This window comes from Desulfuromusa ferrireducens (assembly GCF_055389805.1).
Genome location: NZ_AP042415.1, coordinates 115,123 through 138,384 on the forward strand (window position 1 = coordinate 115,123; position 23,262 = coordinate 138,384).

A 23,262-nucleotide genomic window follows, 5' to 3' on the forward strand; every position below is an offset into this window, starting at 1 on the left:
TGACATTATCAATCGAGCCCGGCTTTGTCAAGCCATTTCTTCTCGTTATTAAATTAGTATTTGCACAGCAGGAAGGCCCCTGATTAGGGGCCTTCGCGCCAACTCATTCGTCTACTTCGGAAACCTCTGTTTCCGACTCATCTATCTCTAACGGCGCTTCGAGCTTCACCTCGGGTTCAGGTATTTTCAGCTCTGCAGCACGGTACTTGGCAACACCGGTCCCAGCAGGTATCAGGCGCCCCATAATGACGTTCTCCTTGAGACCGCGCAGCAAATCAACCTTACCCTGAATTGACGCCTGAGTAAGCACCTTGGTGGTCTCCTGGAAGGAGGCTGCCGAGATAAAGGATTCGGTTGACAGTGAGGCCTTGGTGATACCGAGCATGATCGGCTCACCTATCGCTGGCTGTCCACCCTTTGCCAGAACCCGATCATTTTCTTCCTCGAAGAGGAATCGATCGATCTGATCATCAATCAAGAAGTTAGCGTCGCCAACCTCCTTGATCTGGACACGACGCAGCATCTGCCGAACGATCGTCTCAATGTGTTTGTCATTGATCTTAACACCCTGCAGACGATAGACCTCCTGTACCTCATCAACCAGGTACTTGGAGAGTTCCTTGCTACCGAGAACACGAAGGATATCGTGCGGGTTGCTGGAGCCATCAACCAACTCCTCCCCGGCACGCAGGTAATCCCCTTCGTGTACCGAGATGTGCTTGCCTTTCGGGATCAAGTACTCCATCGGCTCACCAAATTCAGGAGTAACGATGATCTTGCGCTTCCCCTTGGAATCCTTACCGTAGGAAACAATACCGTCGATCTCGGAGATAACCGCAACTTCCTTCGGCTTGCGTGCCTCGAAAAGTTCGGCAACCCGCGGCAGACCACCGGTGATATCCTTGGTCTTGGTGGTTTCACGCGGAATCTTGGCCAGGATGGCACCGCCATGAATCACTGCGCCCTCCTCAACGGAGATGTTCGCGCCAACCGGCAACATGTAACGAGCAGGAGCCCCATTCGGCAACTTAGCGGCCTTACCATCCTCACCTTTCAGGGTGATTCGTGGACGCTTCTCGGCCGATTTTGCTTCAACGACAACCTTACGGGAAAGGCCGGTGACTTCGTCAACCTGCTCTTCCATGGTGACCCCTTCGGCGATGTCACCATAATGGACCGTACCACCAACCTCGGTGATAATCGGAACAGTGTAGGGGTCCCACTCGGCCAGCACATCACCACCGGCGACCTCGCCACCCTCGTGTCGAGTTAAGCGAGCACCGTAAACAACCGCGTAACGTTCCTTCTCGCGGCCAGTACTGTCAACAACGGCCACCTCGCCCTTACGGTTCATAACAACCGGGAAGCCATTGGCGTCGTCAACCGTGATCAGGTTGAGAAATTTAAGCTGACCATCAAAGCGTGCCTCAAGAGCTGTTTTCTCAGCACGTCGCGACGCAGTACCACCGATGTGGAAGGTCCGCATCGTCAGCTGGGTTCCTGGCTCACCGATCGACTGAGCAGCAATAACACCAACTGCCTCACCAAGGTTGACCAAGTGACCACGGGCCAGATCACGACCGTAACAAAGACCACAGATACCACGACGACTCTTACAGGTAAGAACCGAGCGGATCTTAATTCTCTCGATCCCTGCCTCTTCGACCTTGGTGACCAGTTCCTCATCAATCAACTGGTTAGCTTCAACCAGCAACTCATCAGTAATCGGATCAACAATATCATCCAGCGCCACGCGACCAAGAATCCGGTCACCAAGACGCTCAATAACTTCGCCACCTTCAGTCAGCGAAGAAACTTCGATCCCATCAAGGGTGTCGCAATCCGCCTCGGTAATGATCGCATCCTGAGCGACATCTACCAGACGTCGTGTCAAGTAACCTGAGTTTGCAGTTTTCAGCGCGGTATCAGCTAAACCTTTACGCGCACCGTGCGTCGAAATGAAGTACTGCAGAACTGTCAGACCCTCACGAAAGTTCGCCGTGATCGGAGTTTCGATGATCGAGCCATCCGGCTTGGCCATCAAACCCCGCATACCAGCCAGCTGACGAATCTGCTGAGCGGAACCCCGAGCACCGGAGTCAGCCATCATGTGGATTGCGTTAAAGGACGAAACCTCGACCACTTCACCATTTTCTGACTTGATCCTATCAACCGCAATATTCCCCAGCATGGTGCCGGCAATATCTTCCGTACACTTGGCCCAGATATCGATGACCTTGTTGTAGCGTTCGCCATCGGTAATCAGACCCTCAGTGTATTGCTGCTGAATATCCTTAACCTCTTCAGACGAGACCTTGATCCGAGCTTCCTTGGTTTCCGGAATCTCCATATCATCGAGACAGATCGAAACACCGGCCATTGTTGAATAGCGAAAACCGGTCTCCTTAATCTTATCTGCCAGGATGACCGTCTCTTTATTACCGGCAAGTCGGAAACTGACATCAATCAAATCAGCAACCTGCTTCTTGCCCATGACCATGTTGACGTGGCTAAAGGGGATCAGGGTTGTGACAACATCGCGCAACAAAATACGTCCGACCGTTGTCGCTATCAACTCATCCGGCGCTCCCAGTTCAGGAGACATGCGGACCTTTATTCCGGCCTGCAAATCGGCGACACCGGCGTCAAACGCCATCCGCACCTCGGCCTGGTTTGCAAAGATTTTACCGCTACCTGCGACGAAGGGACGCTCACGGGTCATGTAGTAAAGACCGAGAACCATATCCTGCGAAGGAACGATAATCGGCTTACCACTGGCCGGCGAGAGGATGTTGTTGGTCGACATCATCAACACCCGTGCCTCGATCTGACTTTCGATCGAAAGTGGCAAGTGAACGGCCATCTGGTCACCGTCAAAGTCAGCGTTAAACGCAGTACAGACCAACGGGTGCAACTGAATTGCTTTGCCCTCAATCAGGACCGGCTCAAAAGCCTGGATACCAAGACGGTGCAGGGTTGGTGCCCGGTTAAGCATAACCGGGTGCTCCTTGATAACCTCTTCGAGCACGTCCCAAACCTCGGGCTTTTCCTTCTCAACCATCTTCTTGGCGCTCTTGACGGTGGTCGAGAGACCTCGCTCTTCAAGCTTTTGATAGATAAAAGGCTTGAACAGCTCGAGGGCCATCTTCTTCGGCAAACCACACTGATGCAGCTTCAGTTCCGGCCCGACAACGATAACCGAACGACCAGAATAATCAACCCGCTTACCGAGGAGGTTCTGGCGGAAACGACCGCCCTTACCTTTGAGCATATCGGACAGTGATTTCAATGGACGTTTGCTCGGGCCAGTAATAGCCCGACCACGACGGCCGTTGTCAAACAGAGCATCAACGGCTTCCTGCAACATCCGCTTTTCGTTGCGAATGATGACTTCCGGTGCGCGCAGCTCAATCAACCGCTTCAAACGGTTATTACGGTTGATAACACGGCGATAGAGATCGTTCAGATCAGATGTTGCAAAGCGACCACCATCGAGTGGCACCAGTGGACGTAATTCTGGCGGCAGCACCGGGATGGTCTCAAGGATCATCCATTCGGGACGATTACCACTCTGACGGAAAGAGTTGATGACCTTGAGGCGTTTGGAAACCTTCTTCCGCTTCGCTTCGCTGGTCGCCTCTTTCATCTCGATCCGCAGCTGCTGACTCTCTTCGACCAATTCAATTTGAGAGAGCAGTTCACGGATCGCTTCGGCGCCCATCCCGGCAACAAACTGCCCGGCAAACTCGTCCATCGCTTCGGAATATTTGTCTTCCGGCAACAGCTGACCCTTAATCAACCCGGTATCACCGGCATCCAGAACCACATAAGCCTCAAAATAGAGGACCTTTTCCAGATCCTTGAGGGTCATGTCGATCAGCGCACCGATGCGACTCGGCAGTGACTTAAGGAACCAGATATGCGCTACCGGACAGGCCAGATCGATATGACCCAGACGTTCACGGCGAACCTTGCTCGGGATGACTTCAACGCCGCATTTCTCACAGACAATGCCGCGGTGCTTCATCCGCTTATACTTGCCACAGTTACATTCATAATCCTTGGTTGGACCAAAGATTTTTGCGCAGAACAGCCCATCACGTTCCGGCTTAAATGTCCGGTAGTTGATGGTTTCCGGCTTTTTTACTTCTCCGAAAGAGCGCTCACGGATCTTTTCCGGCGATGCCAGCGATAGCTGGATTGCGTTAAAGCTCAATGGATCTTTCGGGCGCTCAAAGAGACTGAAGATATCTTCCAAGACGCATCCTCCTTGTAGGATGAGTGTTCCGCTTCTTATAAAGCCTGGCCAAATGGCCGCCAGTCAGAGGGCTTGAATCAGCCCTCTTCCTCCAGCAAATCAACGTCGAGACAGAGTGCCTGCAATTCCTTAATAAGAACATTGAAGGATTCAGGCAAACCAGCTTCGAGGGTGTGTTTTCCCTTGACGATTGCTTCGTAGATCCGCGTCCGACCGGCGACATCATCCGATTTGACAGTAAGGAACTCCTGCAGTGCGTGTGCAGCACCATAGGCCTCCATTGCCCAAACCTCCATCTCACCGAGACGCTGACCACCGAACTGAGCCTTACCACCAAGCGGTTGCTGGGTGACCAAACTGTAGGGACCAATCGAGCGAGCATGAATCTTATCATCAACCAAGTGGTGCAGTTTCAGTATATACATAATACCGACGGTAACTTGTTCCTTGAAAGCGTCACCAGTCAAACCATCATACAGGGTCATCTGACCACTGGTGCTGAATCCGGTCCGAGCCATCTCCGCTTTCATCTGCTCCTCAGCAACCCCTTCAAACACCGGGGAGGCCATCGGCACACCACGCTCAAGACGACGAGCAAGAACCTTCAGGTCGTCTTCGTTGAGGGCATCAATGAAACCATCCAACTCTTTATCCTGGTAGGCATCCTTGAGCTGCTGCTTGAGTGCCTGCTCAGAATATTGCTCATTGAGAACCTTCTGGATCTGATTCCCAAGTCCACGTGCGGCAAGACCGAGGTGGATTTCGAGAATCTGACCGACGTTCATCCGTGAAGGAACACCCAGCGGGTTAAGAACCAACTCAACCGGGGTACCATCCGCCATATACGGCATGTCTTCCTGCGGCAGAATCCGCGAGAGAACACCCTTATTACCGTGACGACCGGCCATTTTATCACCAACTTGCAACTTACGCTTGATAGCAATATAGACCTTGACCATTTTAATAACGCCCGGAGGCAGGTCATCGCCGCGCTTGCACTTATCAATCTTGTCTTCGAACACAGCAGAAATCAACTGCTCCCGCTCTGCCAGACGGTTGAGCAGGTCACTGACCTTTTCTTCCGTTTCAGCATCACCAGAGACAGAGATTTCTCTCAACCGACTGAAGGGGACACCATCGAATGTCTCTTCAGTAATCTTACGTTTCTTCGCCAGCAGGACATTGCCTTCTTCGTCCTCAATTGAAACCGCCGAAGTCAGCCCATTGAGCAGAGCGCGGATCATGTGGCGAGTCGAGGTCCGCAAAATACGAATCTCATCATCCTGATCTTTGAGCAACTTATCGATCTCGCGCCCTTCAATCTGCTCAGTCCGAGCATCTTTGTCGGAGCCTTTGCGGGAGAAAACCCGGGCACCGATAACGACACCCTCTTCACCCGGCGGCACACGCAGCGAGGTATCGCGAACATCACCAGCTTTTTCGCCAAAGATAGCCCGCAGCAGTTTCTCTTCAGGAGAGAGTTGCGTCTCGCCTTTCGGAGTGATCTTACCGACCAGAATGTCGCTCGGCTTGACGCTGGCACCAATGCGGATGATTCCCGACTCGTCCAGGTTGCGCAAGGCATCCTCGCCGAGGTTAGGGATATCGTCGGTGATCTCTTCTTTTCCAAGCTTGGTATCGCGGGCAACACACTCGAACTCCTCGATATGAATCGAAGTGTAGCGGTCATCCTGTACCAGCTTCTCTGAGATCAGGATCGAATCCTCAAAGTTGTACCCATGCCAAGGCATGAAAGCAACCAGCACGTTCTGCCCCAGTGCCAACTCACCCCATTGGGTGGAAGGACCATCGGCAATAACGTCACCTTTTTTGATCCGATCACCGACTTTGACAATCGGCTTCTGATTGATACAGGTATTCTGGTTGGAACGGCTGAACTTCAGCAGGTTATAGATGTCGACACCGGTACCGGTCTCATCCATATCCGCATCATCAATCTGGACAACGATCCGTCCCGCATCGACGTTTTCAACCACACCATTATGTCGTGCTACAACCGAGTTACCAGAGTCGTGAGCAACAATCCGCTCCATGCCGGTACCAACCAATGGCGCATCAGCACGCAACAATGGTACCGCCTGACGCTGCATATTGGAACCCATCAGCGCACGGTTGGCGTCATCGTTTTCCAAAAATGGAATCAACGCAGCGGCAACCGAAACAATCTGTTTCGGCGACACGTCCATCAGATCAATCTGATCTGGCGGCAGCAGCAGGAATTCGCCGGTCTTACGAACGTTAACCAGCTCATTGATGAAGATACCATTGTCATCGATCGGGGCATTCGCCTGAGCGATGGCATGGCCCTCTTCCTGCAATGCCGAGAAGTAATTGATCTCGTTGGTTACCTGGCCGTCTTTTACGATCCGGTAAGGCGTTTCAACAAAACCGTACTCGTTGATCCGGGCATAGGTTGATAGCGACGCTATCAGGCCGATGTTCGGACCCTCAGGTGTCTCAATCGGACAAACCCTGCCATAGTGGGTCGGATGAACGTCACGAACTTCGAAACCGGCACGCTCACGGGTCAAACCACCCGGTCCGAGAGCGGAAAGACGACGCTTGTGCGTGACTTCCGAGAGCGGATTGGTCTGATCCATAAACTGCGACAGCTGTGAAGAACCGAAGAATTCCTTAACAACAGCCGAAACCGGTTTGGAATTGATCAAGTCATGCGGCATCAAACTATCGACGTCCTGTAGACTCATCCGCTCCTTGATGGCCCGCTCCATCCGTACCAGACCGACCCGATACTGATTTTCGAGCAGTTCACCAACAGCACGGACACGACGATTACCAAGGTGGTCAATATCATCGATATTGCCCTTGCCGTTACGCAGGTCGATCAAGTAGCGCACAACTTCGAGGATGTCCTCCTTGGTCAAGGTCGACAGTTCGAGAGGGCTATCCAACTTGAGCTTGTGATTCAACTTCAAACGGCCAACCGCCGAAATGTCATAGCGATCAGGGTTGAAGAAAAGACTTTCAAACAGAGTGGTCGCCGTTTTAATTGTTGGCGGATCACCAGGGCGCAGACGACGGAAAATCTCGATGATGCCATCATCCGAGGTCTCGACCTTATCAACCCTAAGGGTATCGCTCAGGTAAGAACCAACATAGAGATTATCAATAAAGAGCAGGGTAAAATCATTAATCCCTTTATCGCGCAGCTCTTCTAGCTTGCCCTCGGTCAGTTCACCATTACACTCAAGGATAACCTCACCGGTTGATTCATCAACGATGTCGTTGGCCACGACCTTACCGACCAAACCCTCAACCGCCAATGGAATCGACTCGACGTTCTCTTCTTTCATCTTGCGCATCGCTGCACGAGTGAACTTGCGGTTTGCCTTGACCAGGACTTCGCCGCCGGCGGAGACAACATCACTACTGGCCCGCTGGCCGCTCAGAAGATCATAGTTGATCGCCTTGCTGTAAGCATTACCGTCCCAATGAATCTCTTCAAGCTCATAATAATACTTGAGAAGTTCTTCGGTGGTATAGCCGAGAGCCTTGAGCAATACGGTTGCCGGCAACTTACGCCGACGGTCGATCCGAACAAAAAGAATATCTTTATGATCAAAATCGAAATCAAGCCAGGAGCCACGATACGGGATGATCCGGGCATTAAACAGGATCTTGCCGCTCGAGTGACTCTTTCCCTTGTCGTGGGAAAAGAAAACACCGGGAGAGCGATGCAACTGACTGACGATAACCCGCTCGGTGCCATTGATGATAAATGTGCCGTTTTCCGTCATCAACGGAATTTCACCGAAATAAACTTCCTGTTCTTTGATGTCGCGGATCGACTGAGTGCCGGATTCCTTATCCACATCCCAGGTGACCAAGCGCACTTTCACCTTAATTGGTGCAGCGTAGGTCATGCCACGCTGGTGACATTCCTCAACATCGTACTTAGGCGTACCCAAACCATAAGAGACATACTCCATGGAACAGGTATCGCTAAAATCGCGAATTGGAAAAACAGAACGAAATACTGCTTCTAATCCACTCGGCTTACGCGCCGAGGATGGCAGATCCGCCTGTAGAAAACGTTTATAGGAAGTTTTTTGGATATCGATAAGGTTAGGAATATCAATGATATTGCTAACCTTCGCGAAGTGCTTCCTGAGGAGCGGATTATTCGCAAACGAATAGGCCATGATTTCTCCTTCGGTTCAGGATCACAGGATGTCAACTACAATGACAACCCACGCTGGTGCCGAGCCAGACATCCTAAGGCCGTGGAATAACAGACAATTCCTGGATGGTCACAAGCTGCACTTGTGACTTGTCAAACGCCAGGGCCAACAGACAGTTCCGCCCCGGCGTTGCCACCAGGGCTGATAACGAGAATAGCCAAGGCCGCACAAGGCGACCCTGGCTAAAGTTTTACTATGTGGAAAAGTGACTACTTCAGCTCCACGCTGGCGCCAGCTTCTTCCAGTTGCTTCTGAAGATCAGCAGCTTCATCCTTCGAAACAGCTTCTTTAACAGTGTTCGGTGTGCCGTCAACAAGCTCTTTAGCTTCTTTGAGGCCGAGACCGGTGATTGCACGAACAACCTTGATGACGTTGATTTTCTTCTCGCCAATGGCGGTCAGAACAACATCAAACTCATCCTTCTCGGCAGCAGCTTCACCGCCGCCAGCTGCAGCAGCAACAACAGCTACCGGTGCAGCAGCAGAAACACCGAACTTCTCTTCGAGCTCTTTAACAAACTCAGACATTTCAAGAACAGTCATGTTCTCAATAAATTCTACGACCTGTTCTTTAGTTACTTCAGCCATCTTATCCTCCGATATATGTGTTTTTCAATACGTTGTGTTTAAATTCGTGCTGTTTTTAGGCAGCCTTATTTTCGCCGATTGCGTTAAGGACCTGTACCAGCGAGCGCGGAATCGCAGCCATCGTACCAACAAAGTTGGTCACCGGTGCATTCATACAGCTCAGTGCCTTAGCCAGCAGTTCTTCGCGGCTCGGCAGATCTGCCAGTGCTGAGATATCAGCAACAGATAGAAGCTTACCACTGAGTACGCCAGCTTTCAGCTCAAAGGCCTCAACATCCTTGGCAAATTTGCTAAGGATTTTAGCCGGGGCAACCGGATCGGCACCAGACATGGCGATTGCGGTTGGTCCAGCACAGAAGTCCTGTAGCCCTTCAGCTGTTGTTCCTTTAGCCGCAAGTTTCAGCAGGTTGTTTTTGACAACCCGATAGCGAACGCCAGCTTGAGTCAACTCACGCCGTAACTGGGTTGCCTGCTCGACGTTGATACCACGATAATCGGCCAGAAAAGTTGCCGGGGTATCCTGGAGTTGGCCAGCCAACTCTTGAACAAACTGTTCTTTCTCGGTTCTATTCAACGTTTCTCCTCCTTTCGTTAAGATCTTGGGATTTTCATCCCGCTCAAGTCAAGGTGAAGGGAAACGACAAAGTCGTCACAGTTCCATCAGCCTCGGCAGGTGGTTTGACCATTAAATGACGAGCATACCTGCTGTCTTTGACCTTGAGCCTGTATCTACATCAAAAACCGCGAATCGGTTATTTGAGCAGAGCCTGAAGTTGTGCTACATCAAGATTAATCCCTGCGCCCATGGTGCTGGAGAGGGTAATCTTCTTTAGATAGGTCCCCTTGGCAGCCGACGGCTTGGCTTTGATCAATACGTCCATCAAAGACAGGATATTTTCCTTGAGCTTGTCGGCATCAAAGGAAATCTTACCGACGGGAGCATGGATAATACCGGCTTTTTCGACGCGATATTCAATCTTACCCGACTTGGCTTCCTGTACGGCCTTGGCAATATCCATGGTAACCGTACCGACCTTGGGGTTCGGCATCAGACCACGCGGTCCAAGAACGCGACCGATCTTACCAACAACACCCATCATATCAGGGGAGGCAATTGCGGTATCGAAATCGAACCAGCCACCTTGGATCTTTTCAGCCAAGTCGTCTGCACCGACAAAATCAGCACCGGCAGCTTCAGCTTCCTGAGCTTTTTCACCCTTGGCGAAAACCAGGACGCGAACCGTCTTACCCAAACCATTCGGCAGCACGACAGCGCCGCGAATCATCTGGTCGGACTTACGGGGGTCAACACCGAGACGCACGCTGACGTCGACAGTTTCATCAAACTTGGCGAAAGCGCCCTGCTTGATGAGCTCAAGAGCGTCCTCGAGTCCATAGAGCTGGGAACGATCGATCGTTTCTTTCGCTTTTTTGATATTTTTACCTGTTGCCATGATCTATCTCCACTGGTCGCCGTCTTTAAGCGATTTCAATTCCCATGCTGCGCGCAGTCCCTTTGATGGTCTGGACCGCGGCCTCTTCCGAGAAGGCATTGAGGTCAGGCATCTTCAAGCGAGCGATTTCTAACACCTGATCTTCAGTCACCTTACCAACCTTCTCCTTGTTTGGCACGCCAGAACCTTTTTTCAGTTTGGCAGCACGCAACAACAGCACAGCTGCTGGTGGAGTCTTGGTGATAAAGGTGAAGGAACGGTCGGCGTAAACGGTGATCACGACAGGGATGATCAGACCATCCTGGTCCTGAGTTTTAGCGTTGTATGCCTTGCAGAATTCCATGATATTAACCCCGTGCTGACCGAGAGCGGGGCCAACTGGCGGCGAAGGGTTCGCCTTGCCAGCAGGTATCTGCAGTTTGATCTGTCCAATAATCTTCTTGGCCATTACTGACTCCTTAAACGAACGTAACGTTCATACCAACCTGTTTAGCTGGTTTTTTCTACCTGGATAAATTCAAGTTCAACCGGGGTTACCCGACCAAAAATACTGACCATAACTTTCAAAGTCCCACGATCGGGACGTACATCTTCCACCAAACCAGTGAAGTTAAGAAACGGACCATCAACCACACGGACAGTCTCACCTACCTCAAATTCAACCTTCGGTTTCGGCTTCTCGACACCCTCTTCCATCCGGTTAGTGATTTTATCCACTTCTGCGTCAGGAATCGCCGGTGGATTTTGACCACCGCCAACAAAGCCGGTTACCTTTGCGGTACCGGTCACAACATGCCAGGTCTCGTCGTTCAAATCCATCCGCACCAGAATATAACCGGGGAAAAACTTCCGGGTCGAGGTTTTACGCTCACCCTTCCGCATCTCAACCACGGTTTCTGCCGGGATAAGAACTTCCTCAAAAAACTCCTCAACTTCATTGGAACGGATACGTTCCTCGAGGCTGAGCTTAACTTTATTTTCATACCCGGAATAGGTATGCACGCCGTACCATTTCATCGACATGGTAAGTACCTCTTTCTCCTCAACCGAGGATCAGACGAATCAGGCGCGAAAGGACTATGTCGACACCACCCAGGAAAACCGCAGAAAGCATAACCAGAACGATAACAACCAGAGTAGAAGCGTATGCATCCTTCTTAGCTGGCCAAGTTACCTTGTTCAGCTCGGCTTTTACGTTGGCAAGAAACTCGTTTGTTTTTCCAATCATCGGTCCCTCGGCCTCTGTTAAGAGGTGTAGTTCATTAAGTTTGGCAGGCCAGGAGGGATTCGAACCCCCAACACCCGGATTTGGAATCCGGTGCTCTAGCCATTAGAGCTACTGGCCTACGATAAACCTACATACACAGCAGACTTCCGCTTACTTTGTTTCCTTGTGCGGAGTGTGCTTACGACAAAAACGACAGTACTTATTGAACTCCAATTTATCCGGAGTATTTCTCTTGTTTTTTGTGGTGGTATAGTTCCGCTGCTTGCACTCGGTACAAGCGAGGGTTACGATATCACGCATAGCGCTTACCTCAAGATTTCCTCCCGACAAAGCCGGGAGGAAGTGTCTCACAAAGTGTTACTGGATCACTCTACGATTGCACTAACCACGCCGGCGCCGACAGTACGGCCACCTTCGCGGATAGCAAAACGCAGACCATCATCCATTGCGATCGGGGTGATCAGGTCAACAACCATAGCGATGTTGTCGCCAGGCATGACCATCTCTACGCCTTCAGGCAGAGTGACAATACCGGTCACGTCAGTGGTCCGGAAATAAAACTGAGGACGATAACCCTTGAAGAACGGGGTATGACGGCCACCCTCTTCTTTGGTCAGGATATAACCCTCAGCCTTGAACTTGGTGTGCGGGGTGATGCTGCCCGGCTTAGCCAGAACCTGACCACGCTCAATCTCTTCACGCTTCAGGCCACGCAACAGGATGCCGACGTTATCGCCAGCTTGACCCTGATCGAGCAGCTTGCGGAACATCTCAACACCAGTAACGACAGTCTTGGCGGTGTCTTTCATGCCGACGATCTCAACTTCTTCCTGAACCTTGATGATGCCGCGCTCGACACGACCGGTGGCAACGGTACCACGACCGGAGATCGAGAAGACGTCTTCAATCGGCATCAAGAAAGGCTTGTCGATCGCACGCTCAGGCTGCTGGATATACTCATCAACCGCAGCCATCAGCTCGAGAACTTTGTTCTTGCCGATTTCGTCATCACGACCTTCAAGGGCGGCCAGAGCCGAACCCGCAATGATCGGAATATCGTCACCAGGAAAGTCGTAAGAACAAAGCAGTTCACGAATTTCCATGTCGACCAGCTCAAGGAGCTCTTCGTCGTCAACCATGTCGGCTTTGTTCAGGAACACGACCATCGCCGGGACACCAACCTGACGGGCGAGCAGGATGTGCTCACGGGTCTGTGGCATCGGGCCATCGGCAGCGGAAACGACCAGGATAGCGCCGTCCATCTGCGCAGCACCAGTGATCATATTCTTAACGTAATCAGCGTGACCCGGGCAATCAACGTGAGCGTAGTGACGGTTCTCAGTCTCGTACTCAACGTGGGCAGTTGCGATGGTGATTCCGCGCTCACGTTCTTCTGGAGCGTTATCAATCTGATCAAACGCCTTGACGATACCAGAGCCTGACTGCTCAGCCAGAACTTTGGTGATCGCTGCGGTCAGAGTGGTCTTGCCGTGGTCAACGTGACCGATAGTCCCGATATTGACGTGCGGCTTTGACCTGTCAAATTTTTCCTTGGCCATGCTAATCCTCCCTTTGTTTTCTGTAGCGTCTGTTGTTAATTTTGTTTTTACGTGACTATCAAGCCACTAAGTATAAACACAAAAACCTCCACTGGAAAGTGGAGCCCTCAACCAGATTTGAACTGGTGACCTCATCCTTACCAAGGATGCGCTCTACCAACTGAGCTATGAGGGCCTACATCTTTTCCTGCGGAGAGGGCATGGAGCGGGAAACGGGATTCGAACCCGCGACCCTCAGCTTGGAAGGCTGATGCTCTAGCCAGCTGAGCTATTCCCGCCAAACCCTACCGTTTGTCTTTTTCTTTGCGGAGAAGGACTATGCGCGACCCTGCTCCAGTTCACACGACCTCTCGGCCTCCTGGGGCACAGCAACCGGGCTTCATCCGGCAAGTTGTAAATGGTGGAGGGGGGAGGATTCGAACCTCCGAAGTCTACGACGTCAGATTTACAGTCTGATCCCTTTGGCCACTCGGGAACCCCTCCAGGGGACTTCTTTTTATTCTATCTTCCGGGCTGTGCCCGTCGACTCCAATATGGAGCTGGCGACAGGAATTGAACCCGCAACATCCTCATTACAAGTGAGGTGCTCTACCAGTTGAGCTACGCCAGCACAAGACGGAGACTTATACCCCATGAAAACTTTGATTGCAAGAAAAAAAATTTGTCAAACTTGTCTCTTTTTCCGCACGTTTGGGGGCGACGATTTTATAGTGCATCGGGCCACAACTTGTCAAGCGCTAAGCGGGAAAAAACGTAAGAATAATAATGCGCGGAAAAGCTTCAATCGTCCGCTATATTTTTACTGCCCCCGCCGAGGCTAAAAAAACGGGGCGAACATGCCTCCCCCCGCCAAGCAGATACCGTGCTCCAAGCAGGCCATCATCGCGCTTGCCACTCAACCGACAGGCGTGATTGGCAACCAAACGGTGAACGTTGTGCCCTTGCCGAGGCAACTTTCAACCTCAATCTGACCACCATGATTGTCAATAATCCCGTAAGAGACTGAAAGTCCCAGCCCAGTGCCATCACGTTCTTTTGTGGTGTAAAAGGGATCGAACACATTAATCAGCTGCTGCTCTTCAATCCCAATACCGGTATCAGAGACGGAGGCAACAGCAAACTCATCCCGCAATACGGTGCTCAGGGTCAAGGTCCCCCCCATCGGCATAGCCTGACAGGCATTCATGATCAGGTTCATAAAAACCTGGCGAATCTGACCATTGTCAATCTGCACCATTGGCAACTCTGAACTGAAGGACTTGGCAAAACGGACATTCTGCGCAATTGGCTGCTGCGCAATCAAACCGATGGTTTCATCAATTAAACCATGCAAGGAGGTGAGCTGCTTTTCCGGCACCGATGACCGTGAAAACTCGAGCAAACCCTGCACGATCTGCGAACATCGCTGTGTTTCGTTTTGGATGACTTGCAGATTTTTGCGCAGTTCGGGATCAACATTTTTATGTTTGTTCGCTAAAGATGAAAACAGCAGGATTCCCGACAATGGATTATTGATCTCATGGGCAATCCCGGCGACCAATTCGCCCAACGAGGCCAGCTTGGCCGATTTGATCAATTGCGCCTGCATACTCTGCAACTCTTCAGTCCGTTGAACAACCTTCGATTCCAGGGTCGCCCCCCACTCCTTAAGTTCAGAATGCGCTTCTTCAAGATTCTGCGCCATAGCATCAAAAGCGTTGGAGAGGTCCCCCAGCTCATCGTTTCGCACAGTTCCAATCCTGGAGCTGTAATCCCCACTGCCGAGTTTGCCGGTATGTTCAAGCAGGTCGGCAACCGGTTGGTTGACAAATTTTTGCGTCAAAACCGAAAGACATAAACCAAGCAGGCAGAGCAAAAAAAAGGTAAAGGCGATGACACTTTTCTTATAACTGTCCAGTGTTGCCTGCATTCCGGCCAAAGTCACCTGAACATCGAGAATCCCCAAAACCGCCGAATCGTCCTTATGCACATGACAGGCGGCGGTCGAACAGCTGCGCAGATTCTTAATTTCCCGGGTCACACCGAGGATCTTGGCTCCGTCGGCATTGGTGAAAAACCGGCTGCGGGTCGCAGTAGAGGAATTAGACACCGTCCCCTCAGGGGTAAACTGCGCCCCACCCTTGCCGCGATGACAACCGTTACAGGCCTCGGCCCCCAAGTCGACTTTTTGTCCCTCTTCCTGCTTCATCGTTGAAAAACCAATAATCCCGACCTTATTGAAGAGGCGAATACGCTCTATGCCGTCCTGTCGGGCAACTTCCTCGATCATCTGAAAAGCCCGCTGCCGGTGATCGGCAAGCATCTGATGGTGGGTACTGCTGATGATCGTCTCCCCTAGTGCATCCACCTCGCGCAACGTATCTTCAAGCCAGAGCCTTTCCAGCGTCCTGATATTGTAAAAGGAAAACACCAGCATGATGCTTAACAGAACCAGCCCGGTCACAAAGGTAAATTTTGTTGTCAGTTTAATCTTCACACGACACCTTTGAGCTAATTTGCTTAATGGCCCTCAAAACGCAAGCGGCTAAAAAAACCCAGCAACTCAACAATAATTGGCAGCTATCAAACTCGAAAGCTAAACATATGGCGAACCCATGTCAAGCATTCTTGCATGCATATAGACCAAATATGGAGTAAAGAAAAGGATGTCAGAAAAATAAGACAGGTAAAGAAGGCCGAAGAGCCCGGCCCTTGGTTGAGATGATTCGCAGCACAACAAACGGACAAACAACGCTCATCCAAGGGCCTGCCGACACCTATCGGCAGGCCCTTTTTGCGGCGATTAGTTCAACGACGCATCTTTCCAGTATTTACTACCGGACAGATTGATTTTCGCCATCAGACCCGATGCGCTCAAGGTGTACATGTCGATTTCGGAACTAATCGAAACTTCACCCGTCGCCGAAGCGCCCTTGTCTTCAGCCTTGACGGCGAGATCGGCCTGGCCACCAAACTCCCAACCACTGTTGATAAAAGTGTCCAGCGCATTGGTGCTATGGAAAACAAAAATCACGCGGATATCCTGTACACCAAGGCCAAGACCGAGATCGATCTGCGCCATCTTCATATAGGTTTTCTGGCCGGCACCCTGACTTACCGCAACTCCGTAGCCGCCGCCGCCGCCAACAAAGAAATACTGGGCGTTAATATTACTGAAAACGGCGTAGCCATCAGCACGATTAATATTGTCACGCGCAGCCGGGCGCTGCTGATAGAGCTTGGTCAAGGTTGACTGACTCATGTAATCGATAGTCGTCCGCCGATCATCCGGAGACTTCGACCGCGGCGACAAACAGCCACATAGGAGAGAGACCAGCAGAACCATGAGAATAAGCTGTATAAATCGCAACATAAGACAACCCCCTTAAGAAAAACAATTTCCACAATAGCAATAAATATAACAGATCGCTGCAGCAATTACTGCTCAGCCGCAGCTGACCGACGGCATGCGCTTATCCGGACTGCCGGACAACCTCAAACAGTGCCACCGCAGCCGCCACCGAGGCATTAAGAGAATTGACCTGCCCGTGCATCGGAATCGCCAGCAGACCATCGCAGTGCTTGCGGATGTTCTCCCGCAGGCCCTTCCCTTCGCTGCCAACCACCAGCGCCAGATTTCCGCTCAGGTTGGAGGCATAGAGATTCTCCGCCCCTTCTTCGCCGGCTAAGCCATAACACCAGACACCTTCTTTTTTCAGCCCTTCCATGGCACGGGAGAGATTGGTCACCTGACAAAGGGGGAGATAGGTCAAGGCGCCAGCAGCGGTCTTTTCCACCACCGGCGTCACCGAGCAGGCTCGATCCTTAGCAACAATCACCCCATGGCAACCAGCGACTTCGGCGCTACGCAGGATCGCACCAAAGTTATGTGGATCGGTGATGCCATCAAGCAACAGAAAAAAAGCACTGCGACCGCTATTTCGCCATGCGCCCAGTAAGTCACCAAGATCGGCGTAGTCGAACGGTTCAAGACGCAGCAGCACGCCCTGATGATGACTGTTACCAGCCAACCGGTCGAGATCGCGGCGTTCGCGAAAAACAGTTTTCAGCTGCTGCTTTTTAGCCAGTTCGATCAGCTCTTCCAGACGGGCCGAGCGTTCACCGCTGGCCAACAATAACTCGAGCGGTTTGCGCCCCTCACCACTTAAGGCTTCACGAACCGGGTTGACGCCGTAAAGATAATCCGCCATCAGTTTTCCAATGCACTTTCGATCTCAGCGAGAATTTTCCCCGCAGCCTCGAGAGGATCGGCGGCGGCAGAAATCGGCCGACCGATAACCAGAGCTGTTGCTCCTGCGGAGATGGCATCAGCCGGAGTGGTGACCCGTTTTTGATCATCCAGCGAGGCAAAGCTCGGCCGAACCCCGGGGGTCACAATCTGGAAATCCTCACCGCAGGCAGCGCGAATCAAACCAATTTCTTGCGGCGAAGCGACCACGCCATCAAAACCGGCCTGCTTGGCCAGCTCAGCCAGGCGCGGCACCATCTCGGTAACCGGCCGATCAATACCGACCCCGCGCAGCGTCTCTTCGGTCGACGAAGTCAAAATTGTCACCGCCAGCATGATCGGCCGCTGGATGCCGGCAGAAGCACAGTAAGCGTCGACTTCCTCGACGGTTTGCTGCATCATCTCCAAGCCACCCAAAGCGTGGACATTGAACATCTGCACGCCCAATTTGCAGGCCTCAACCGCCGCCTTGGCTACGGTATTGGGAATGTCATGGTATTTCAAGTCGAGGAAAACCTCACCGCCACGGTCCTGCACCATCTGCACCACCTGCGGGCCACACTTGGTAAACAGTTGCTTGCCGATTTTAAACAGACCGACATTCTGCTGCAGCTGACTGACCCATTTTTCGGCAGTGGCAAACTCATCGACGTCCAGAGCAAAAATTAGACGTTGCCTCGCGCTTTGTTTCATTCGGTCCTCCCGACCAACTCCCGAACCCGGGCAGTTATTTCCTGAACACGGGCAATCAACGGCTGGGCCTGTTCGGCATCCAGCTCGCGACGCACCGCCATCGTTTCCATAAAAACCAATTCGCACAACGAATCAGCCAGTAATTTTTCTCGATCACCCTCTTCCAACCCGGACAGATTGGCAACAATCCGGTGCCCGTCAAGGGTTCCGTCCTCCAGCAGTTCAATGTCGCGTAGGACAAAGGAATAGGGTTGTGGTAGCTCGTGAAGAAAACCAAGGACTTGCTGCTGAAAATCACAGCCTTCCTTGATCATGCGCAAATAAAGAACCTTAAGCAAGCTATTGTAGATCACCAACACCTGCCCCAAGGTCCCCTCAATCTCGGTGGATGGAGCATCCTCCATCCGCAGCAAGCCCTTCTCCAACAAGGTATACAGGGTCCGCATCCCGTCAAACTCGCGAAGCCCAACCTTGCGGAACAGATCCCGAGAGTTCGTCTGCCCGGTTTCAGCAGAATGCAACAAGCGCGCTTCATCATGCCCCAGATCGACCTGCTGCTTGCCGGTGGAAATGGGGAAATAGTCAAGAGAGATGATCTTGCGCATGAACAGGACACTTTCATCCTGACGGCGTAAACCCTCCAGAATGAGGTTCTGGGTGCTCATCGACAAGCGTAGAATCTGCTCCTGGTCAACCGCCCGGTCTTCAAAGTAAAAGCCGCCCTGCTGCACGGCGGCAACATTATAGATGATGCCCTCAACCTGGCCGCGGGCCGCCAACCAGAGATCTTTCGGCGAAACGACCCCCTGTTCGACCAACAACTTGCCCAGCGTGGCCCGGTCGCTAACCTGCTGACGGATTTTCAGCAGAACGCCACGCTCAACCCTACCGAGAGAAAAAAGAATCTCCCCCAGATCTTCAGCCGCAAAGGTGCTGGTGGCATAGACAATCTCGCCCTGCAGAAAGTAGAGCGATTTACGCCCCCCCTGCAGTTCGAAATGAATAATCCCGGTTTTACGGAACATATTGAAAAAAGAGAGCAGATCAGGAACGGTGATTTCACCCAACACCCCGCTGAACAGGACCGCACTTTCCTGTTCAGACCTACCGATCAACAGATGCCCCGGAGAGCTTGACAGCACCTCCAGGGGCTCTGGACCGAGTTGCTGACGAATAGCCAGCGGCAATTTCAACAAACCGTTGGAATTGATTTTAAGCTCGCTCATCGTGGTCCCAGTGGCAATATCCGAATTAGCTCGCCAGGGCGGCGGCAACCAGGCGCTGAACTTCCGTGACGGCATCTCCCAACGGCAGCAGCGACATATCACCACTAGCGCGGACCTTCAGCTCGACATTGCCTTCCTTCAGGGTCCGAGCGCCGACGGTCAGTCGCAACGGAATGCCGATCAGATCAGCGTCCTTGAACTTGATCCCAGGCCGTTCTTTGCGGTCGTCGAGCAACACTTCAACACCCGAATCGAGCAGTTGCTGATAAAGGGATTCCGAAGCCTCACGAACGGCATCGTCTTTCGGATTGACCATCAACACCAAGGCCTGAAAGGGCGCCAACGGCATCGGCAAGGCCATGCCGTATTCGTCGTGGTTTTGCTCAATGGCCGCAGCAACGGTCCGACCGACGCCAATGCCATAGCAGCCCATCACCAACGGACGGGATTTCCCCTGATCGTCGAGCACCGTGGCATTCATCGCCTCAGAATATTTGGTGCCGAGCTTGAAAACATGCCCAACTTCAATACCACGCCAGATCTCGAACTTGCCGGATTCACAACGGGGGCAGGAATCACCGGTAATAGCCTGACGCAGATCAGCAAACTCTTCAACAGCGAAGTCAGCCAGATTGACGCCGCTGTAATGAGCGTCGGCCACATTGGCGCCGACAACAAAATTACTCATTGCCAGCAGCGCCTGATCGGCGACAATCTTCAGCTTCATGCCCAACGGACCGAGATAACCGACCGGAGCACCTGTCACCTTGCGCACCTGCTCATCATCAGCCATCGCCAGATGGTCACAACCGAGAACGTGACTCAGCTTGATTTCATTCAGCTCATGATCACCACGCAGCAGCACCGCAACACAAGCGCCCTGATCGGTCTCAACAATCAGGGTCTTGACCAGTTGCGAAGTTTGCAACTGCAAAAACTCGGCAACCTCGGCAATGGTCCGGCACTCGGGAGTGGCAACCTTGAGCGGCTCACCAGTGACAGCGGCAATCGGCTGCGGTGGCAACACCTCGGCCTTTTCGACGTTGGCGGCGTACTCACAACTGCCGCAGGAGACAATAGCGTCCTCACCCGAGTCTGCCAGCACCATAAACTCGTGCGAAAAGGATCCGCCGATGGCACCACTGTCGGCTTCGACGGAACGGAATTTCAGCCCGCAACGCTGGAAGATGTTGCGATAGGCCTGATACATCTTCTGGTAAGAGCTATCGGCGCCTTCATCATCCAGATCGAAGGAGTAGGCATCCTTCATAATAAATTCACGGCCCCGCATCAGTCCGAAGCGCGGACGGATCTCATCGCGGAACTTGGTCTGAATCTGATACAGGTTGAGCGGCAACTGTTTGTAGGAATTAACCGTGTTGCGGACGATATCGGTCACCACCTCTTCGTGGGTCGGCCCCATGCAAAAGTCGGTCTCCTTGCGATCCTTGAAGCGCAACAGCTCCTTGCCGTACTTCTCCCAGCGCCCAGATTCCTGCCACAGCTCGGCCGGATTGGCCATCGGCATCAGACACTCGATGGCTCCGGCCTTGTTCATCTCTTCACGAATGATCTGCTCCATCTTGCGGATCGAGCGCAGGCCGAAGGGCAGATAACTGTAGATGCCGGCGGCGATTTTACGGATCATACCGGCGCGCATCATCAGCTGGTGGCTGATAACTTCGGCATCGGCCGGAGTTTCTTTGAGGGTCGGCAACAAATACTGGGTATAACGCATGGGACAGGTCCTGTTCTTTTTAAGTTCGGTAAAGATATCGGTCTTACATAGAGGACATTCGAAAGAAGGGAAAATTAGCGCGTTTTCCGCTGAAAAGCAAGCCACTTGGCAGCAAACGGGGGACTCGCAGCAGCAAATCCCCCGTTTGCTCATTTCAAGCTTTGATAAACAATCTCGACAAACTTGTCCGGCTGGATAAATCCGCCACCTAGCATGTCATCAAACGCAGCCGTCGGCTTGGCCGCGACCACGGATTCCAACGTTGCCCCATTCTGTTTCAAGTCACGGACGCTATCACGGATCGACACCAGCGTGTCGTGGTAATAACTCAGCTCAGCCAGATCCGAAAGCGGCCCATGCCCTGGGATGATACGGGTATCCTGATTAGCCTTTTTCAACACCTGCGCCACTGCTGCGATTACGCCATAAACCGAACCACCGGAGCCATTATCGATAAAGGGATACATCTGATTGAAGTAAACATCGCCCATGTGGATAACATTGGCCTGTTCAAAAGAGACGATGGAATCGCCGTCGGTGTGAGCAGGGTCGACGTGAACAACCGACATCGTTTCGCCGTTGAGGTGAAAGGTCAGATCGCGGCTGAAGGTAATCACCGGGAGTGCGCCATGCGGGGCCGGTGACACCTGACGGTTGAAAAACTCCATCAACTGTCCTTTGCTCAACCGCTTACGGACATTTTCATGCGCCACCAGCACCGCGCCGGTCTTGCCGAAACTCTCGTTGCCACCGGTGTGATCACCATGCCAGTGGGTGTTCAGCACATAACCGACCGGCTGCTCGGTAATGCTATTGATCGCCGTACGAATTTTATCGCTCAAAGGAGCAAACTGATCGTCGATCATAAAGACGCCGTCATCGCCCACCGAAATGGCAATATTGCCGCCGGCACCGAACAGGACGTAGAGGCTGTCGGTTAGTTTGACAGTTTTGATTTCGACTTTGGAAAAATCGCGGGCTGAGGCGAGTGAGCAGCTCAAAAACAAAGAAATGAGGACAACCCAAAAAGATCGACAAAACATAGCTACCTCCCAACTGCGTTTATCAAAAGAGCGGTCAGTATAGCACTGCTCGAACCCTAATGAACAGGCAATGACTGGTTCTTTTCGGTCGATAACCGCGCCCCCCAGCGACAAAAAACGCCGCTTGATAAATTCGCCAACACCACCTACCCTTCTAGGTATCCCCCTGAATCTTTTTACGCTAAAGGAACCACGACATGAACGACCGCCTGCAGATCACCAAAAACTGGCTGCCACGCTACACCGGAATGCCGTTGGAAAACTTCGGCGACTACATCCTGCTGACCAACTTTCGCCACTATGTCGAGAAGTTCGCGGAAATGTTCGGTTGCGATATCCAAGGGGAGAACAAACCGATGCAGGCCGCCACCAACAGCAGTGGCCTGACGATTATCAACTTCGGCATCGGCTCGGCCAACGCTGCCACGATTATGGATCTGCTCAGCGCCATCGGACCAAAAGGGGTGCTGTTTCTCGGCAAATGCGGCGGGTTGAAAAAATCGACCGAGATCGGCCACTTCATCCTGCCGAACGCCGCCATTCGTGGCGAGGGAACCAGCAACGATTATTTTCCACCCGAAGTTCCGGCGCTACCATCATTTAAGCTGCACAAGTTCGTCTCAGAAAAAATCCTCGAATATGGCCACGACTACCGCACCGGGGTGGTTTATTCGACCAATCGGCGCCTCTGGGAGCACGATGAGGAATTTCGACAAAAACTTATCAAAATGACCAGCATCGGTATCGACATGGAGACCGCGACAATTTTTATCGTCGGCCACTACAACATGATCGCGCGTGGCGCACTGCTGCTGGTTTCAGATGTGCCGCTCACCCCCGAGGGGGTGAAGACCGAGGAATCGGATTTGCTGGTAACGCAGAACTGGGCCGACAGTCATTTAAAGATCGGCATCGATGCGATGACTGAGATTGGCGAGAAAGGGGAAAAAATTAAACATTTTCTGTATTGATGAATGATTGCCGACAGCGGTTTAAATCTGGGAACAGCCACCTCTGGCCGATCC

Annotated in this window: 18 protein-coding genes and 5 tRNA genes; 1 reads left to right on the forward strand and 22 read right to left on the reverse strand. The window is 52.2% G+C overall.

The window, feature by feature from the left end:
• Positions 1–103 precede the first annotated feature (103 nt).
• The 22 genes from rpoC to ACZ5PT_RS00660 all read right to left on the reverse strand — a co-directional run bounded on the left by rpoC (position 104) and on the right by ACZ5PT_RS00660 (position 22,237).
• On the reverse strand, positions 104–4,258 hold the full coding sequence (rpoC, locus tag ACZ5PT_RS00555) for a DNA-directed RNA polymerase subunit beta' (protein WP_464264865.1): 4,155 nt from the start codon (positions 4,256–4,258) through the stop codon (positions 104–106).
• 77 nt (positions 4,259–4,335) lie between these two features.
• Positions 4,336–8,442, reverse strand: a complete 4,107-nt coding sequence (gene rpoB, locus ACZ5PT_RS00560; RefSeq protein WP_464264866.1) for a DNA-directed RNA polymerase subunit beta — start codon at positions 8,440–8,442, stop codon at positions 4,336–4,338.
• Between the two features lie 248 nt (positions 8,443–8,690).
• Positions 8,691–9,068: a 50S ribosomal protein L7/L12 gene (gene rplL, locus ACZ5PT_RS00565; protein ID WP_464264867.1), complete on the reverse strand. Its 378-nt coding sequence runs from the start codon at positions 9,066–9,068 to the stop codon at positions 8,691–8,693.
• A 55-nt stretch (positions 9,069–9,123) separates the two neighbouring features.
• Complete coding sequence (gene rplJ, locus ACZ5PT_RS00570; protein WP_464264868.1) at positions 9,124–9,642, reverse strand: 50S ribosomal protein L10; 519 nt, start codon at positions 9,640–9,642, stop codon at positions 9,124–9,126.
• 178 nt (positions 9,643–9,820) lie between these two features.
• Positions 9,821–10,522, reverse strand: a complete 702-nt coding sequence (gene rplA / locus ACZ5PT_RS00575) for a 50S ribosomal protein L1 (RefSeq protein WP_464264869.1) — start codon at positions 10,520–10,522, stop codon at positions 9,821–9,823.
• 25 nt (positions 10,523–10,547) lie between these two features.
• Entirely contained in the window at positions 10,548–10,970 is a 423-nt protein-coding gene (rplK, locus tag ACZ5PT_RS00580) for a 50S ribosomal protein L11 (protein WP_464264870.1), read from the reverse strand.
• A 41-nt stretch (positions 10,971–11,011) separates the two neighbouring features.
• The gene (nusG, locus tag ACZ5PT_RS00585) at positions 11,012–11,545 is read right to left on the reverse strand and encodes a transcription termination/antitermination protein NusG (protein ID WP_464264871.1); all 534 of its coding nucleotides are present in this window, start codon (positions 11,543–11,545) and stop codon (positions 11,012–11,014) included.
• Positions 11,546–11,564: 19 nt separating this feature from the next.
• Positions 11,565–11,750, reverse strand: coding sequence for a preprotein translocase subunit SecE (gene secE, locus ACZ5PT_RS00590; RefSeq protein WP_464264872.1), 186 nt, complete (start codon positions 11,748–11,750; stop codon positions 11,565–11,567).
• 41 nt (positions 11,751–11,791) lie between these two features.
• A tRNA-Trp gene (locus tag ACZ5PT_RS00595) sits at positions 11,792–11,868 on the reverse strand.
• Positions 11,869–11,900: 32 nt separating this feature from the next.
• Positions 11,901–12,050 carry a 50S ribosomal protein L33 gene (rpmG, locus tag ACZ5PT_RS00600; protein ID WP_072910163.1) on the reverse strand — a complete coding sequence of 50 codons (150 nt, stop codon included), beginning with the start codon at positions 12,048–12,050 and terminating at the stop codon, positions 11,901–11,903.
• Positions 12,051–12,115: 65 nt separating this feature from the next.
• Positions 12,116–13,309 (reverse strand): elongation factor Tu, encoded by a 1,194-nt coding sequence (gene tuf / locus ACZ5PT_RS00605; protein WP_464264873.1) that lies wholly within the window; start codon positions 13,307–13,309, stop codon positions 12,116–12,118.
• Between the two features lie 99 nt (positions 13,310–13,408).
• A tRNA-Thr gene (locus ACZ5PT_RS00610) sits at positions 13,409–13,484 on the reverse strand.
• A gap of 26 nt (positions 13,485–13,510) precedes the next feature.
• A tRNA-Gly gene (locus ACZ5PT_RS00615) sits at positions 13,511–13,587 on the reverse strand.
• Positions 13,588–13,707: 120 nt separating this feature from the next.
• A tRNA-Tyr gene (locus ACZ5PT_RS00620) sits at positions 13,708–13,792 on the reverse strand.
• Between the two features lie 51 nt (positions 13,793–13,843).
• Positions 13,844–13,919 (reverse strand) — tRNA-Thr (locus ACZ5PT_RS00625).
• A gap of 285 nt (positions 13,920–14,204) precedes the next feature.
• Complete coding sequence (locus ACZ5PT_RS00630; RefSeq protein ID WP_464264874.1) at positions 14,205–15,785, reverse strand: ATP-binding protein; 1,581 nt, start codon at positions 15,783–15,785, stop codon at positions 14,205–14,207.
• Positions 15,786–16,091: 306 nt separating this feature from the next.
• On the reverse strand, positions 16,092–16,661 hold the full coding sequence (locus ACZ5PT_RS00635) for a lipid-binding SYLF domain-containing protein (protein WP_464264875.1): 570 nt from the start codon (positions 16,659–16,661) through the stop codon (positions 16,092–16,094).
• Positions 16,662–16,761: 100 nt separating this feature from the next.
• Positions 16,762–17,499, reverse strand: a complete 738-nt coding sequence (rlmB, locus tag ACZ5PT_RS00640) for a 23S rRNA (guanosine(2251)-2'-O)-methyltransferase RlmB (RefSeq protein ID WP_464264876.1) — start codon at positions 17,497–17,499, stop codon at positions 16,762–16,764.
• On the reverse strand, positions 17,499–18,230 hold the full coding sequence (gene pyrF / locus ACZ5PT_RS00645; protein WP_464264877.1) for an orotidine-5'-phosphate decarboxylase: 732 nt from the start codon (positions 18,228–18,230) through the stop codon (positions 17,499–17,501). Before pyrF ends, rlmB begins: the two co-directional genes overlap by 1 nt.
• Positions 18,227–19,456, reverse strand: a complete 1,230-nt coding sequence (locus tag ACZ5PT_RS00650) for a DUF4388 domain-containing protein (RefSeq protein ID WP_464264878.1) — start codon at positions 19,454–19,456, stop codon at positions 18,227–18,229. Before ACZ5PT_RS00650 ends, pyrF begins: the two co-directional genes overlap by 4 nt.
• A gap of 25 nt (positions 19,457–19,481) precedes the next feature.
• Entirely contained in the window at positions 19,482–21,194 is a 1,713-nt protein-coding gene (locus ACZ5PT_RS00655) for a proline--tRNA ligase (RefSeq protein ID WP_464264879.1), read from the reverse strand.
• 149 nt (positions 21,195–21,343) lie between these two features.
• The gene (locus ACZ5PT_RS00660; protein ID WP_464264880.1) at positions 21,344–22,237 is read right to left on the reverse strand and encodes an MBL fold metallo-hydrolase; all 894 of its coding nucleotides are present in this window, start codon (positions 22,235–22,237) and stop codon (positions 21,344–21,346) included.
• Between the two features lie 197 nt (positions 22,238–22,434).
• On the opposite strand from ACZ5PT_RS00660, the gene ACZ5PT_RS00665 reads away from it, so the two are divergent.
• The gene (locus tag ACZ5PT_RS00665) at positions 22,435–23,208 is read left to right on the forward strand and encodes an AMP nucleosidase (RefSeq protein ID WP_464264881.1); all 774 of its coding nucleotides are present in this window, start codon (positions 22,435–22,437) and stop codon (positions 23,206–23,208) included.
• The last annotated feature ends 54 nt before the right edge of the window (positions 23,209–23,262 follow it).